The 13,531-nt window shown below is 75.5% G+C and carries 13 protein-coding genes and 1 tRNA gene; 8 read left to right on the forward strand and 6 right to left on the reverse strand.

Features of this window, described 5'->3' with window-relative positions; translation table 11 throughout:
- The first annotated feature begins 12 nt into the window (after positions 1-12).
- Genes ABD317_RS09610 through ABD317_RS09625 form a run of 4 tightly spaced genes read left to right on the forward strand, consistent with a single transcriptional unit; the run spans position 13 to position 5,637 of the window.
- Complete coding sequence (locus tag ABD317_RS09610) at positions 13-1,200, forward strand: HpcH/HpaI aldolase/citrate lyase family protein (protein WP_344289378.1); 1,188 nt, start codon at positions 13-15, stop codon at positions 1,198-1,200.
- The gene (locus tag ABD317_RS09615; RefSeq protein ID WP_344289380.1) at positions 1,200-4,163 is read left to right on the forward strand and encodes a phosphoribosyltransferase; all 2,964 of its coding nucleotides are present in this window, start codon (positions 1,200-1,202) and stop codon (positions 4,161-4,163) included. Before ABD317_RS09610 ends, ABD317_RS09615 begins: the two co-directional genes overlap by 1 nt.
- The gene (locus tag ABD317_RS09620) at positions 4,160-4,963 is read left to right on the forward strand and encodes an HAD family hydrolase (RefSeq protein ID WP_344289381.1); all 804 of its coding nucleotides are present in this window, start codon (positions 4,160-4,162) and stop codon (positions 4,961-4,963) included. Before ABD317_RS09615 ends, ABD317_RS09620 begins: the two co-directional genes overlap by 4 nt.
- Positions 4,960-5,637 (forward strand): O-methyltransferase, encoded by a 678-nt coding sequence (locus ABD317_RS09625; protein WP_344289382.1) that lies wholly within the window; start codon positions 4,960-4,962, stop codon positions 5,635-5,637. The genes ABD317_RS09620 and ABD317_RS09625 overlap by 4 nt, the downstream gene beginning before the upstream one ends.
- Here the strand turns inward: ABD317_RS09625 and ABD317_RS09630 are convergent.
- The 3 genes from ABD317_RS09630 to ABD317_RS09640 all read right to left on the reverse strand — a co-directional run bounded on the left by ABD317_RS09630 (position 5,615) and on the right by ABD317_RS09640 (position 7,962).
- Positions 5,615-6,229, reverse strand: coding sequence for a DUF4383 domain-containing protein (locus ABD317_RS09630; RefSeq protein ID WP_344289383.1), 615 nt, complete (start codon positions 6,227-6,229; stop codon positions 5,615-5,617). The two genes, ABD317_RS09625 and ABD317_RS09630, sit on opposite strands and share 23 nt — an antisense overlap.
- A gap of 101 nt (positions 6,230-6,330) precedes the next feature.
- Entirely contained in the window at positions 6,331-6,558 is a 228-nt protein-coding gene (locus tag ABD317_RS09635; RefSeq protein ID WP_027755875.1) for an FmdB family zinc ribbon protein, read from the reverse strand.
- Between the two features lie 132 nt (positions 6,559-6,690).
- Complete coding sequence (locus ABD317_RS09640; protein WP_344289384.1) at positions 6,691-7,962, reverse strand: hypothetical protein; 1,272 nt, start codon at positions 7,960-7,962, stop codon at positions 6,691-6,693.
- Between the two features lie 139 nt (positions 7,963-8,101).
- Here ABD317_RS09640 and ABD317_RS09645 point away from each other — a divergent pair.
- Positions 8,102-8,173, forward strand: a tRNA-Val gene (locus tag ABD317_RS09645).
- A gap of 227 nt (positions 8,174-8,400) precedes the next feature.
- Here the strand turns inward: ABD317_RS09645 and ABD317_RS09650 are convergent.
- Both ABD317_RS09650 and ABD317_RS09655 read right to left on the reverse strand, forming a co-directional pair.
- Entirely contained in the window at positions 8,401-9,582 is a 1,182-nt protein-coding gene (locus tag ABD317_RS09650; protein WP_344289385.1) for a Cmx/CmrA family chloramphenicol efflux MFS transporter, read from the reverse strand.
- A gap of 242 nt (positions 9,583-9,824) precedes the next feature.
- Positions 9,825-10,496: a GH25 family lysozyme gene (locus ABD317_RS09655; protein WP_344289389.1), complete on the reverse strand. Its 672-nt coding sequence runs from the start codon at positions 10,494-10,496 to the stop codon at positions 9,825-9,827.
- A 241-nt stretch (positions 10,497-10,737) separates the two neighbouring features.
- On the opposite strand from ABD317_RS09655, the gene ABD317_RS09660 reads away from it, so the two are divergent.
- From ABD317_RS09660 to ABD317_RS09670, 3 genes are all read left to right on the forward strand, one after another.
- Entirely contained in the window at positions 10,738-11,067 is a 330-nt protein-coding gene (locus tag ABD317_RS09660; protein ID WP_344289386.1) for a hypothetical protein, read from the forward strand.
- Complete coding sequence (locus ABD317_RS09665) at positions 11,064-11,270, forward strand: hypothetical protein (protein ID WP_027755871.1); 207 nt, start codon at positions 11,064-11,066, stop codon at positions 11,268-11,270. Before ABD317_RS09660 ends, ABD317_RS09665 begins: the two co-directional genes overlap by 4 nt.
- An 82-nt stretch (positions 11,271-11,352) precedes the next feature.
- Positions 11,353-12,132 (forward strand): MBL fold metallo-hydrolase, encoded by a 780-nt coding sequence (locus tag ABD317_RS09670; RefSeq protein WP_344289387.1) that lies wholly within the window; start codon positions 11,353-11,355, stop codon positions 12,130-12,132.
- A gap of 126 nt (positions 12,133-12,258) precedes the next feature.
- Here the strand turns inward: ABD317_RS09670 and ABD317_RS09675 are convergent.
- Positions 12,259-13,531 (reverse strand): pyridoxal phosphate-dependent decarboxylase family protein (locus tag ABD317_RS09675; RefSeq protein ID WP_344289388.1); only part of this gene is annotated, 1,273 nt, incomplete at its 5' end.

The raw sequence follows: 13,531 nt of genomic DNA on the forward strand, positions 1-13,531 counted from the left end.
AGGGAGCACCGCATGCGCCACTTCGGGCACGTCTCCCCGGACGTGCGTGCCGCGCTGTTCCACCGCGAGCCGGCCGAGTTCACCGCCGACGCCCCCGCCGCCGAGCTGGCCACCGCCCTCGGCGCGACGCTCTACAGCCCCGCCACCCGCCCGCAGCTGGCCCGCGACATCCGCGGCCAGGCGGCGCGCGGGGTGGTGTCGATGGTGCTGTGCCTGGAGGACTCCATAGCCGACGACGAGGTGCCGGACGCGGAGGCCAACGTCGTCCGGCAGCTCCGCGAGCTGCAGCGGCAGGGCGCCGACGGCGCCCTCCCGCTGCTGTTCGTCCGCACCCGCGACGCCGGGCAGATACCCGACCTCGTCTCCCGCCTCGGCCCGGCGGCGCGGCTGCTGTCGGGGTTCGTGCTGCCGAAGTTCACGGCGGTGCAGGGGACGGCCTTCCTGGAGGCGGTCATCAAGGCGGAGCAGCAGGTCGGGCCGGTCGGCCGGCGGCTGTACGCGATGCCGGTGGTGGAGTCGCCGGAGGTGCTGCACCTGGAGTCGCGGGCCGGGGCGCTGCGGGGCATCGCGCGGGTGCTGGACCAGTACCGCGAGCGGGTGCTGGCGGTGCGGCTCGGGGTCACCGACTTCTGCGCGGCGTACGGGCTGCGGCGCTCGCCGGACATGACGGCGTACGACGTGCAGCTGGTGGCGGCGGCGATCGGGGACGTGGTCAACGTCTTCGGGCGGGCCGACGGCAGCGGCTTCACGGTCACGGGGCCGGTGTGGGAGTACTTCCGCCAGCAGGAACGATTGTTCAAGCCGCAGCTGCGCAGCAGCCCGTTCGCCGCGGGGCGGGCGGAGGAGCTGCGGGCGGCGCTCATCGAGCACGACATGGACGGCCTGCTGCGGGAGATCTCGCTCGACCGCGCCAACGGGCTGCAGGGCAAGACGTGCATCCACCCCAGCCACGTGGCGCCGGTGCACGCGCTGTCGGTGGTGAGCCACGAGGAGTACGTGGACGCGAGGGACATCCTGCGGAAGGACGGCGCGGGGGGCGGGGTGATGCGGTCCGCGTACACGAACAAGATGAACGAGGCCAAGCCGCACCGGGCGTGGGCGGAGCGGACGCTGCGGCGGGCGCGGGCGTTCGGGGTGGCGCGGGAGGAGACGACGTTCGTGGAGCTGCTGGCGGCCGCGGCGGACCGGGGCGACGACTGATGGGCGCCGGAGAGCAGGTGCGCGCCGACGAGGCGACGTGGTCCGGGGAGTGGGTGGAGAGCCGGCTCGGCGTGGAGCTGACCGGCCCCCCGGAGCTACGGGACCTGGTCGGCCTCGCGCTGCGCCGCAACCCGCGCCGCGCGCACCTGCTGGTCTCCACCGTGCTGGGCAAGCACATCCCGCAGCACCCGTCCCGCATCCTCGGCGCGGGCCTGCGGCTCGGCGGGCTCGCCCGCGACCTGCTGGGCCCCGCCGCCGCGGCCCGCGCGGTCGTCCTCGGCTACGCCGAGACGGCGACCGGCCTCGGCCACTGCGTCGCGGACGGCCTGGGCGCGGCGGCGTACCTGCACTCCACCCGCCGCGAGGTCCCCGGCGCGGGCAGGGCGGCGGGCTTCGAGGAGGAGCACAGCCACGCGACGGAGCACCTGCTGCTGCCGGCGGACCCGGGCCTGCTGACGGGGGACGGCCCGCTGGTGCTGGTGGACGACGAGCTGTCGACCGGCCGCACGCTGCGCAACACGATCGCGGCCCTGCACGCGGCGAGCCCGCGGGCCCGGTACGTGGTCGCGGCGCTGACGGACATGCGGTCGGCGGACGACCGCAGGGCGCTGGAGAAATCGGCGGCGGAGCTGGGCACGCGGGTGGACGTGGTGTCGCTGACGTCGGGAACGGTACGGCTGCCACCGGATGTGCTGACCAGGGGCGCGGAGCTGGTGACCCAACACGACCCGCCCTCCACGGGCACGCCGGGCGCGGCGTCGCGGGGCGAGCGGGACGGGGGCGGCGCGGCGGGCCCGGTGGAGGATGCCCCTCGGGGCACGTCGGGCGTGGGGTCCGCTGCGCGGGGTACGGCGGATTCGGTCGGAGCGGTAGCGCCGGGTGAGCAGGACGGTGTCACGGCGGAGGCGGGCGTCTCCGCGCCCGGCGCCTCCGGCGGGGGACGCGCCGCGGCGGGCGAGATCCAGGCGGGGAGGGCGGCACCCCCGGTGTGGCAGGCCGCGGGGACGCCGGGCGCCACGGCCGGCGGCCGTGGCCCCGGCACGGTCTCCGGCCCCGTTACCGGTCCCGGTGTGTCGGGGGGCCCGGGGGCGGAGCCCCCGTCCGGTGCGGGCGTCTCCGCGCCCGGCGCCTCCGGCGGCCCGGGGGGCTCGGGGGCGGAGCCCCCGCCTGGTGCGGGTGCGTCGGCGTCCGGCGCCTCGGGGGTCTCGGGGGCGGAGCCCCTGAGGTTCGGGGAGGGGCGGGGTTGGGGAACGACCCCCGGCGCCGTGCGGCGTGTGGCGCTTCGGTGGCCCGCCGGGCTGCCCGACGGGGGGCGGCACGGGTTCACCGCCGACCACCGGGAGCGGCTCGACGCGGCCCTGCCCGCCATGGCCGCCCGCATCGCCGACGCCCTCGACCTCCCCGCCCGCCCCGCGCAGCGGCCCCGCGTGCTCGTTCTCGGTACCGAAGAGCTGATGTACGCACCCCTCCGCCTCGCCGCCGCCCTCGAAGACCTCCTCAGCAACGCCGACACCCGCGCCCACGTGCGCTTCTCCTCCACCACCCGCTCACCCGTGCTCCCCGTCGACCACCCCGGCTACGCCATCCGCAGCCGCCTCACCTTCCCCGCGCACGACACCCCCCACGGCACCCGCTACGCCTACAACATCACCGGCGCCGACGCCTACGACGCTGTCGTCGCCGTCACCGACTCCGCCGCCGACACCCCCGCCCTGCACGCCCCCGGCGGGCTCCTCGACGCGCTCGCCCCGCACACCCCCCAGGTGCTCCTCGCCGTGATCCCCTCCTCCGTACCCGCCGCGGCGGCTCCCGCCGACCCGCTCCGCGGGCCCGACTTCTCCTCCTACGCCCCCGACGACGTCGGGTGGCTCCTCCAGGACCTCTCGACCGTCGCCCTCGAAGCCCCCACCGAGGAGCGCGAGGAGGCCATCCAGCGCGGCGGCGCCCACTACGCCGAGTCGCTGCCCGTCGAGTACCAGCCCAGCCCCGACTACGTACGCCTCTTCCACACCGCCCTCGACGCCACCGCCGACCGCATCGCCCACGCCGTCGCCACGGTCACCGAGACCGTGCTCGCCGAGCGGTCGCCCACCCCCGTCCTCGTCTCCCTCGCCCGCGCCGGCACGCCCGTCGGCGTCCTGATGCGCCGCTGGGCCCGGCGCGCCCACGGGCTCGACGTCCCCCACTACGCCGTCTCCATCGTCCGCGGCCGCGGCATCGACACCACCGCCCTGCGCTGGCTCGCCGCCCACCACGACCCCACGGACGTCGTCTTCGTCGACGGCTGGACCGGCAAGGGCGCCATCGCCCGCGAACTCGCCGCCGCGCTCCGCGGCTTCCCCGCCTTCGACCCCCGGCTCGCCGTCCTCGCCGACCCGGGCCGCTGCGTGGACACGTACGGCACCCGCGAGGACTTCCTCATCCCCTCCGCCTGCCTCAACTCCACGGTCTCGGGCCTGATATCCCGCACCGTGCTCCGCGCCGACCTCGTCGGCCCCGCCGACTACCACGGCGCGAAGTTCTACCGGGAGCTGGCCGCCGACGACCTCTCCGGCCACTTCCTCGACGCCGTCGCCGCCCGCTTCCCCGACCCCGCCGGCGTCCGTCCGATGCCGGCCGCGGCCGAGCGCGAGCCGACGTGGGCGGGCTGGGCCGCGGTGGAGCGGATCAGCGAGGCGTACGGGATCGGGGACGTGAACCTCGTCAAGCCCGGCGTCGGCGAGACGACCCGCGTGCTGCTGCGCCGGGTGCCGTGGCGCGTGCTGGCGCGGCGCGGCGCCGGCGCGGACCTGGACCACGTGCGGCTGCTCGCGGAGCAGCGGGGGGTGCCGGTGGAGGAGGCGGACGACCTGCCGTACACGTGCGTGGGGCTGATCCACCCGCGGTACACCCGCGGCGCGACGGGCACCGACGGCACGTCGGCGACGGCCCGCGCCGCCGCCCCCGGAGGGCGGGCCCGATGACGATCATCGCCAGCGACCTCGACCGCACCCTCATCTACTCGCCGGCCGCCCTCGCCCTCGACATGCCGGACGCGGCGGCGCCGCGGCTGCTGTGCGTGGAGGTGTACGAGGGCAGGCCGCTGTCCTTCATGACCGAGGCCGCCGCCGCGCTGCTCGCCGAGCTGGCCGGCCGGGCCCGCTTCGTACCGGTGACGACGCGCACCCGCGAGCAGTACGCCCGCGTCCGCCTGCCCGGCCCGCCGCCGCGGTACGCGATCTGCGCCAACGGCGGCCACCTGCTGGTCGACGGCGAGGCCGACGCCGGCTGGCGGGCCCGGGTGGGGCGGGAGCTGGCCGCCGGGAGCGCGCCGCTGGCGGAGGTCCGCGCGCACCTGGAGCGGGCCGCGGACCCGGCGTGGCTGCGCAAGCTCCGTACGGCCGAGGACCTGTTCGCGTACCTGGTGGTGGAGCGGGCGGCGGTGCCGGAGGAGTGGCTGAAGGAGCTGGGGGAGTGGGCGGAGGGGCGGGGCTGGTCCGTGTCGGCGCAGGGGCGCAAGGTGTACGCGGTGCCCCGCCCGCTGACGAAGAGCGCGGCGGTGGCGGAGGTCGTCCGGCGGGCCGGCGGCACCGGCCCCGTCCTCGCCGCCGGCGACTCCCTCCTCGACACCGACCTCCTCCGCGCCGCCGATCGCGCCTGGCGGCCCGGCCACGGCGAACTGGCCGCGCGCGGCTGGACGGCGCCGCACGTCACCGCGCTCGCCGAACACGGCGTGGCCGCCGGTGAGCGGATACTGCGGCAGATGGCAGGATGCCTTCCATGACCACTCCCTCTCCCGCGGGCCGGGACAAGCGCCCCGACCAGACACCGGACCTGTACCGCTACGTGCTGGACCACAACCCGCCGCTGGACGCCGTGCAGCGCGACCTCGTCGAGCTGACGCACGCCCGCTTCCCGGACTCGGCGAGCATGCAGTCCGCGCAGGAGCAGGGCCCGCTGCTGGCGTTCCTGGTGCGGCTGGCCGGCGCCCGGCACGTCGTGGAGGTGGGCACCTTCACCGGCTTCTCGTCGCTGTCGATGGCGCAGGCGCTGCCGCCGGACGGGACGCTGGTGGCGCTGGACGTCTCCGAGGAGTGGACGGCGTACGCGCGCGAGGCGTGGGAGAAGGCCGGTGTCGCGGACCGCGTGGAGCTGCGCCTCGGCCCGGCCCTGAACTCGCTGCAGGAGATGCCCGCGGAGCCGCACATCGACCTGGCGTACCTGGACGCGGACAAGAAGGGCTACGTCGCGTACTGGGAGGAACTGGTGCCGCGCATGCGGCCGGGCGGGCTGATCGTCGTCGACAACGTCCTGTTCCACGGCCGGGTCGTGGACCCCGCCGCGACGGGCGGGGCCGCGGCGATCCGGGCGTTCAACGACCACGTCGTCGCTGACGCCCGGATGGACTCGGTGCTCCTGACGGTCGCCGACGGCCTCACCGTGGCGCGTCGCCGGTAGCGGCCCGCCCCTCGTTGCGGGTGCGCCAGTACGGGTTGTCGTGCGGCAGCCGGCTGCTGACGCGCCCGTACATGCCGAACGTCGCCAGGACCAGCCCCACGATGAAGCTGAACAGCACGTTCTGCATCTTGAAGGCGAGGAAGTTGGCGCTCGTCTCCAGCAGGGCCAGGTTGACGAAGCCGCTGAGGACGAAGAGCCCGCCCAGGACCATGTTGAGCGTGGAGGCGAAGTTGCCGCCGCGGACCATGCCGTAGAGCAGCAGCAGCCCGACGGCGATGGACAGGGTGCTCAGCGCGCCGTTGGTGTTCAGCCCGAGGGTCTCGTCGCCGCCGGTGTCGAAGAACCAGACGCGGTTGAAGAGGCCGAGGACGCCGAACACCAGCAGGAACAGGCCGACGAGGCCCGCGCCCGCGCGGTAGACGTTGCTGAGGTGGTGGTCGACGGGCAGATGCTCGTCGATCCTGGTGTGCTGGTGGGCGGGCCGCCCGACGTTGACGCGCTCCTTGAGCGCTTCACGGCTGCCGACGACCTCGCCCTTGGGCGGTTCGGCCAGGGGATGCGGTAGGGACTCCATGACGTGCGGTTCTGTCATGGCGTGACCTCCTTACGGCGGTGCCGTAATCCAGGATCCGCCCAGCCCGCATACCGGGGCAAGTCGCCTGGTCACACCCCGTACGCCACGGGGCCGCGCGGCTACGAGCAGCACCCGCCGCCGCAGCACCCGCCGCCGCCCCCGGCCCCGCCGCCGGCCTGCGGCGCGGGCGCACCGGCGGCGGAGCCGCCGACGGCCACGGTGGAGAGCAGCTTGACGGTGTCGTCGTGGCCCTGCGGGCAGTCCGCGGGGGCGGAGGACTCGGCCATGGGCCGGCTGACCTCGAAGGTCGACCCGCAGGAGCGGCAGCGGTACTCGTATCGGGGCATGGCGCACAGCATATCGCCGCGGCCGGGGAAGGCGGCCGGCCGTACGGCACCGGCTGCCCGGGCGGTGCGCGCGCGGCGGCCGGGGCCCATCCGCCGGGGGGTGGGCCCGACGGTGTTCTGGAGGGGGGCGGCCTACCGCGCGGCGCCGCCCCCGCGCTCGGCCCGGATCGCCTGGACCACCTCGGCGACCTGCTCGCGGACCGCCTCCAGCTCCGCAAGGAAGCTCCAGTAGTCCGGGTGCCGCCCGGTGAGCCCCGCCTCCGCCCGGTCGACGCGCTCGACCGCCGCGTCCAGCGGCCCCGCGTGCCGCGGGTCCGGGCGGTCCCGGCCCGCCATCGCCAGCCGCTGCGCGTCGCGGATGGCGAAGCGGGTGCGGTTCACCTCGCCGGAGCGGTCCTTCTCCACCGCGTCGAGGCGGTGGAGCCGGTCGCGGGCGGCGTCCACGGCCTCGTCGGTCTGGTTCAGCAGCGCCCGTACGCTCGTCAGCAGCGCCGTCGCGTCCGGCCACCGCTGCTCGCGGCGGGCCCGGCCGGCGTCGGCGATCTTCTGCTCCGCCTCGGTGACGGCCTGGGCGGCGCGGCCCGGCACGTCCTGCAGATCGCGCCAGCAGGCCAGCGCGAAGCGCCGGCGCAGCTCGCTGAGCACCGGCTTGACCCCCTCGGCGCGGGTGGCGAGCGCCTGCGCCCGGGTGCGCAGGCTGACCAGGCGCCGGTCGATCTCCTCGGCCCGCCGCGGCAGCTGCTCCGCCTCGCTGCGCAGCTGCTCGGCGGAGCGCTGCACGCCGACGGCGCGGTGGATGGTCTCCTGCACGCCGTGCCGCCCGGCGCCCTCGTTGAGCTTGGTCAGCTCCGGTCCGAGCCCGGCGAGCCGGGCGGCGAGGTCGTCGGCCTGGAAGCCCTTGCCCCGCGCCTCGTCCAGCGCGGTCGTCGCCGCCAGCAGCGCCTGCCGGGCCCGCTCCACGGCGGGCGCGAGCCGGGCGAGCTGGCTCTCGGCCTGGTCGAGGAGGGGGCCGAGGCCGTGCGCGAAGTGGTTGAGGTCGGAGCGGACCTTCTCCAGCCCGTTGGTGGCCTGCTGCAGCTCGTTCCGGGCCCGGGAGGCGGTGCCCTGGTCGAGGTCGTCGCGGTCGAGGTCGTAGGAGTCGACGACGGTGATGTACGAGTGACTGACCTCGTCGATCCGCTGCCCCAGCGCGGCGAAGTCCGCCGTCGCCTTGCGGGCGGCGGGGGAGTCGTCGACGGCGGCGATCGTCTCCACGGAGATGCGCAGGTCGCGCTGCGCGGTGTCCAGCTCGTAGAACGCGGTCGCGGCGGCGTCCTTGGCCGCCTGCGCCTCCGCCCGCGCCCCGTCACCCCGGTCTCCCCAGCCCCACCGCCGGGTGCCGCCTCCGCCTCCGCCGAATGCCACGAGACCCCTTTCCGTGGTGTGCGCTCCCCTGGAGTGTCATTCTCCCACCAGGGCCGAACGAACACACGGCCCGTGACGATCCCCGTGCCCCCGGATGTCGAGCGCCGTCCGCGGGGCACGGTACGCTGTCCACGCGCCCGGGCGCGTAGCTCAGCGGTAGAGCGCTGCCCTTACAAGGCAGATGTCGGCGGTTCGACCCCGTCCGCGCCCACCCAGTCTGACCAGCGCCAGAGCCCCGCACCGCAACCGGTGCGGGGCTCTGTGCACGGCAACCGGGAGCGAAACCGGAGCCGATCCTGAACGGCGGCCCCAACTCCCCTTCCGCAGACGATCCCACCGCGTGCCGCCCCGCACCCCGCGTGCCCGCAGCCGCTACAGGCGGTCATCGCCGAGCGGGAGCCGCCGGTCGGCAACGAGGTCGCGGTGGACGCGACGCGGTCAGCCCACGGGCCCCGGCACCGGAGTCCGTTCCCCGGTGGCGCGCCTCGTGGCCCGCCGGAGGAGCACCGCGAGGACGGCGAGGACCACGCTGGCGGCGAGGGGGCCGCGGACGCCGGTCAGCTCGATCGCGATGCCGCCGGCGACGGGCCCGACGACTGCGCCGAGGTTCATGGCGACGGTGGCGAACGACCCGCTCATGGCCGGTGCGTCGGTCGCCGTCGCCATGATCCGGCCGATCAGGGTGCTCCCGAGCGCAAAGGAGAGTGCCCCGAGCACGGGTGTCAGCACCCACAGCGCGGGCTCGCTCGCCACCGTGACGGCCAGAAGCGTCCAGCCGAGGACGAGCAACGGGCCGCACACCGCGATCACCCGGGGCCAGTTCCGGTCTGCGAGCCGGCCGGCGGTGGTCACGCCGAGGAAGGCGCCGACTCCGAAGCCCCCCAGCAGCAGTGGAACCGCCGTGTCGTTGACGCCCGCCGGGCCGTCCGCGACGGCGGCCAGGTAGGTGAAGGAGCAGAACGTCGCCGCGTTGACCAGCACGGCCAGCACGATGTTCACCTGGACCGGCGCCGACCGCAGCGTGCGCAGTTCGTCGGCGAGGGACCGCCCCGGGACTGCCGGGCCGGACGGTGTCGTACGCGTCGGGGTCGCGGTGAGCACAGCGACCAGGGCGGGCAGGGAGACCAGGGCGATCGCCCACAGGGTCGCCCGCCAGCCCAGCGCGGTACCGACGAGAGCCCCCGCCGGTACGCCGGCGACGAGGGCGAGGGTGGTGCCGCCGAGGATGACCGCCAGCGCGCGGGCGCGCATCCGGGGCGGGACGATGTGGGTGACGGTCGACAGCGCGACCGCGAGGAACCCGGCGTTCGCCAGGGCCGAGACGACGCGCGTGGCGAACAGCAGGCCGAAGCTGCCGGCGACGGCCCCGACCACGTGCGCCACGGTGAACAGGGCGAGGAAGCCGCTCATCGTCCAACGGGGCGGGAGCCGCCGGCCGGCGGCAGCCATCACCGGCGCGCCCAGTGCCATGCCGATGGCGAAGGCCGACGTCAGCAGCCCCGCCTGACCGAGCGAGATGTCGAGATCATTCGCGATGTCCGGCAGCAGGCCGGCGAGAACGAACTCAGAGGTGCCTTGCGCGAAGACGGCGAGCGCAAGAACGTACAGAACAAGGGGCACGAGAATGCCTTCCGAAGCACAGGGAAAGAGGGGCCGTCTCGGTCGGCACTACCGGTGCTTCGGATGCGTGAAGAGTTCAACGAAATCAGCACAGCCTGCAGGGGCGTGCTGCGAATCGCAGAAGAGTGGCATTTCGGGCTACCGGCGTACCGACAGCCCCACCCTGGATGCTTCGGGAGAACTCACCCGGCGACTCTAACAGGTTGGGGGCCTTGCGGGCGCGCATGCCCGCGAACCGGGGGTCAGGTGGATATCGGCTCCTCGGCCCCGCCCCCGTCCTCGGTCGCGGGCGGGTGCTCGGCCTCCGCGGCCGCTACCGCCTCCGCCTCCGCCTCCGTGAGCTTCGCGTCGAACCGCTCCCGCGCCCACGACCGCAGCGCCGCCCGCGAGCCGAACCTGCCGATGTTCGTGTCGATCGGCGACGACGTGTACTGGTGGAAGCGCCACTTCGCCTGGATGTCCGGGTGGCCCGGGTTGCCGTTGTACTGGGCGATCCACAGGCCGTCGCCGGCGTAGCTGGTGGTGTCGCGGTTGAGCCAGAAGTCGCGGTTGCAGTAGAGCAGCACCTTGTGGCGCGGCCTGAGCCGTTTCACCTCGCGGATGAAGGCGTCCTTCTCCTTGTTGCTCGCGGCGGTGCCCTCGCTCGTGTGTTCCCAGTCGCAGGCGAGCATGTCGCCCGGCTTCTCCTTCGCCTTCTGTACGAAGTACCTGGCCTGGGCCGTGATGTTGCCGGGCCACAGGAAGTGGTAGAAGCCCAGCACCAGGCCCGCCTCGCGGCCGTGCGCGGCCTGGGCGCCCTGCTTGGGGTTGACGTAGCTGCGGCCTTCCGACGCCTTGACGAAGACGAAGTTCATGCCTCGCGTGGGGTAGTTGCTGGACTGGTGTGAACTGACGTCGATGCCCTTGATGGTCATCATTCGTCCCTTCGCGTGGGGGGTGGGACGGGATGGTGGCCGAATCCCTCGTGCTTTTCCCTGCGTCTCCCTCCTCATCCCCGATGCGAGCGCCGCGCAAGCACCGCCGTGGAATCTTGCACGCCCGGGGAGTTGATCCGGAACAGGGGGTTCAGGTGGTGGTTCGGGGGGCCGTTGTGCGGGCATCTCACGGTCGAGAAGGCCGCTTTACCCGGGTGGCCGCAGATCGGGGGATCTGATCGTGAATCTCTACATCTCTGTGTTACGCACCCTGGTCCCGCTGTTCGTCGGCTGGGTGGTTACCGCGGCCGGCGCATTCGGCGTGGACGCCGACTCCACGACCGTGACCGCGGGGGTCACCGCGCTCGTCACCGCCGTCTACTACGCGGTGTTCCGGGCGCTGGAGGAGTGGGCGGCCAGGCAGGAGTGGAAGCCGCTGCGGCTCGTCGCCGGCGTGCTGCTGGGCTGGGCCCGGCCGCCGGAGTACCCGGCGCGGGCGGACGCGGCCCCCGCCGTGCCTGCCGCGTCGGCCGCTCCGCCGCCCGACGCCGCCGAGGGGCGGCCCGCGTGAGCGGGGCCGACTGGATCTGGGGCGGGCTGCTCGCCCTCGGCGCCGTGGTGGAGATCGTCGCGCTGCGGACCCCGAAGGAGGGCGACACCCTCTCGGAGCGGACCCGGGCGTGGTTCCGGGTGCGCACCCCGGTGGGCAAGGCGGTCTTCGTCGCGGTCTGGGTGGGCTTCGCCGGCTGGTTCCTCGTGCACATCGCCTGGTGAGGCCGGCCGGGCCGGCGGCGTGCCCGGTCGCTACGGTGGCGGGCGGGGGCGACGGCGTCCCCGTGCGCACCGGAGGAACCACATGAAGCTCACCGTGCTCGGCGGCTGCGGGGCATGGCCCACCGCGGACGCCGCCTGCAGCGGCTACCTCGTCGAGCACGACGGCCACCGGCTGCTGCTCGACCCCGGGTACGCGGTCATGCCGCGGCTGCTCCGGCACCTGCGCCCCGGCGACGTCGACGCCGTCGTCGTCACCCACGGGCACCCCGACCACTGCGCCGACCTCAACCCGCTGCTGCGCGCCCGCGCGCTGGCCGACGCGCCGGCGCCGCCGCTGCCGCTGTACGCCCCGGCCGGTGCGCTGGACGCGGTGCTGGCGCTGGACCGCCCGGGGATGCTGCGGGGCGCGTACGAGCTGCACGCCTTCGACCCGGCGACGGAGCCGGAGTTCACCTCCGGCCCGTTCCGCATCGGTACCCGGGAGCTGCCGCACCACGTCCCCAACGCCGGGCTCCGGCTGACCGCGGCCGGCCGCGTCCTCGCGTACACCGGCGACACCGGCCCCAGCCCGGCGCTCGCCGAGCTCGCGGACGCGGCGGACCTGTTCCTCGCGGAGGCCACGTACCCGGAGGAGGTGCCCGCCGAGGACGCCCCGTACCTGTCCAGCGCGCGGCAGGCGGGCGGGCACGCGGCGCGCGTCGGGACTGGGCGGCTGCTGCTGACGCACCTGTGGCCGGGCGGCGACACGCGCGCGGCGATCTCCGCGGCGCGCCGGGGGTTCGGCGGCGAGGTGGGGGTGGCGCGGCCGGGGACGACGGTGGACGTGGGCGTGAGCGCGGGGGCCGGGACCGGGACGGGGTGAGGTCGCCGGGCGTCTCGGGTGCCGCGCGCCGGTCGTACGGACGTCCCCGCTCGCCACCGCCCCCGCGTCTCGGGTGCCGCGCGCCGGTCGTACGGGCCGCCCCCGGCCGCGTACCCGCGCCGCCCGCTACACCCCCCGCGCCGCCGCCACCAGCGCGTCCACCGCCCGGTCCACGTCCTCCGGCCCCGTCCGCCAGTTGCTGAACGCCGCCCGCAGCCCGTGCGTCCCCCCGTACACCGTCGGCGTCACGACCACCTCCCCGCCGGCCGCGGCCGCCGCCGCCACCGCGGCCACCCGCTCCCGCGTCGGCTCCGCCGCCGGCGTGAAGCACACGACGTTCAGCCGCACCGGCGCCAGCAGCCGCAGCGCGCCGCCCGCCGCGCTCTCCAGCCGCTCGCCGAACCGCCGCGCCAGCGCGACGTTCCGCTCCACCACCTCCCGGTGGCCCTCGCGCCCGTACGCCGCCAGCGTCAGCCACGCCGGCAGGGCGCGCAGCCGGCGGGAGTTCTCCGGCGTCAGGTGGACGAAGTCCGGATCGTCGCCCGGCTGCGCCAGGTACGCGGCGGCGTTGCGGAAGACCCGCAGCTGCAGGTCCTGCCGGCGGGTGAACTGCACCGCCGCGTCGTACGGGACGTTGAGCCACTTGTGCAGGTCCACGCAGACCGAGTCGGCCGCGTCCAGCCCGGCCACCAGGTGCGCGTGCGCCGGCGACAGCGCCGCGAACGCGCCGAACGCGGCGTCCACGTGCAGCCAGAACGGGAACCGCTCGCGCAGCGCCGCGACGGCCCGCAGGTCGTCGAAGTCGACGGTGTTGACCGTGCCGCTGTTCGCCACGACGACCGCCGGCCGGCCGCCCAGCTCCGCCAGCGCGTCGGCCAGCGCGTCGACGTCCACCGCCTCCCGCCCGGGCAGCAGCGGCACCTCGCGCAGCGCGTCGCGGCCGAGCCCGAGGAGCGACAGCGCCTTGGAGACGCTGGAGTGCGCCGCCCCCGACAGGACCGTGACCTCGCCCAGCGCCCCGGCCCCGGCGTCCGCGACCGAGACGCCGAGCCGCTCGCCCAGCCACTCCCGGGCCACGGCAAGACCCGCGACGTTCGACATGGTCGCCCCGGACACGAACGCGCCCGTGTGCTCCGGCCCCAGCCCGAACAGCTCCCGCAGCCAGCCCACCGTCTCCCGCTCCAGGTCGGTGGCCGCGGAGTCGCCGCCGGCCGCCGCGTTCTGGTCGTACGCGCCCACCAGCCAGTCGCCCGCCACGGCCGCCGGCGTCGCGCCGCCGGTCACGAACCCGAGGTAGCGCGGCCCCGCGCTGCCCGAGAAGCCCGGCTCCCAGCGCTCCCCGAAGCGCGCGAGCCCGGCGGCGCCGCCGCGGCCGCCCTCGGGCAGCGGCTCGTACAGC

The organism is Streptomyces synnematoformans (assembly GCF_039531005.1).
GTDB classification, from domain to species: Bacteria; Actinomycetota; Actinomycetes; order Streptomycetales; family Streptomycetaceae; genus Streptomyces; species Streptomyces synnematoformans.

Bases quoted from the DNA above. Each gene is read 5' to 3' on its own strand.
- ABD317_RS09610 (WP_344289378.1), top strand. From the start codon at position 13: ATGCGCCACTTCGGGCACGTCTCCCCGGACGTGCGTGCCGCGCTGTTC.
- ABD317_RS09615 (WP_344289380.1), top strand. From the start codon at position 1,200: ATGGGCGCCGGAGAGCAGGTGCGCGCCGACGAGGCGACGTGGTCCGGG.
- ABD317_RS09620 (WP_344289381.1), top strand. From the start codon at position 4,160: ATGACGATCATCGCCAGCGACCTCGACCGCACCCTCATCTACTCGCCG.
- ABD317_RS09625 (WP_344289382.1), top strand. From the start codon at position 4,960: ATGACCACTCCCTCTCCCGCGGGCCGGGACAAGCGCCCCGACCAGACA.
- ABD317_RS09630 (WP_344289383.1), bottom strand. From the start codon at position 6,229: ATGACAGAACCGCACGTCATGGAGTCCCTACCGCATCCCCTGGCCGAA.
- ABD317_RS09635 (WP_027755875.1), bottom strand. From the start codon at position 6,558: ATGCCCCGATACGAGTACCGCTGCCGCTCCTGCGGGTCGACCTTCGAG.
- ABD317_RS09655 (WP_344289389.1), bottom strand. From the start codon at position 10,496: ATGACCATCAAGGGCATCGACGTCAGTTCACACCAGTCCAGCAACTAC.
- ABD317_RS09670 (WP_344289387.1), top strand. From the start codon at position 11,353: ATGAAGCTCACCGTGCTCGGCGGCTGCGGGGCATGGCCCACCGCGGAC.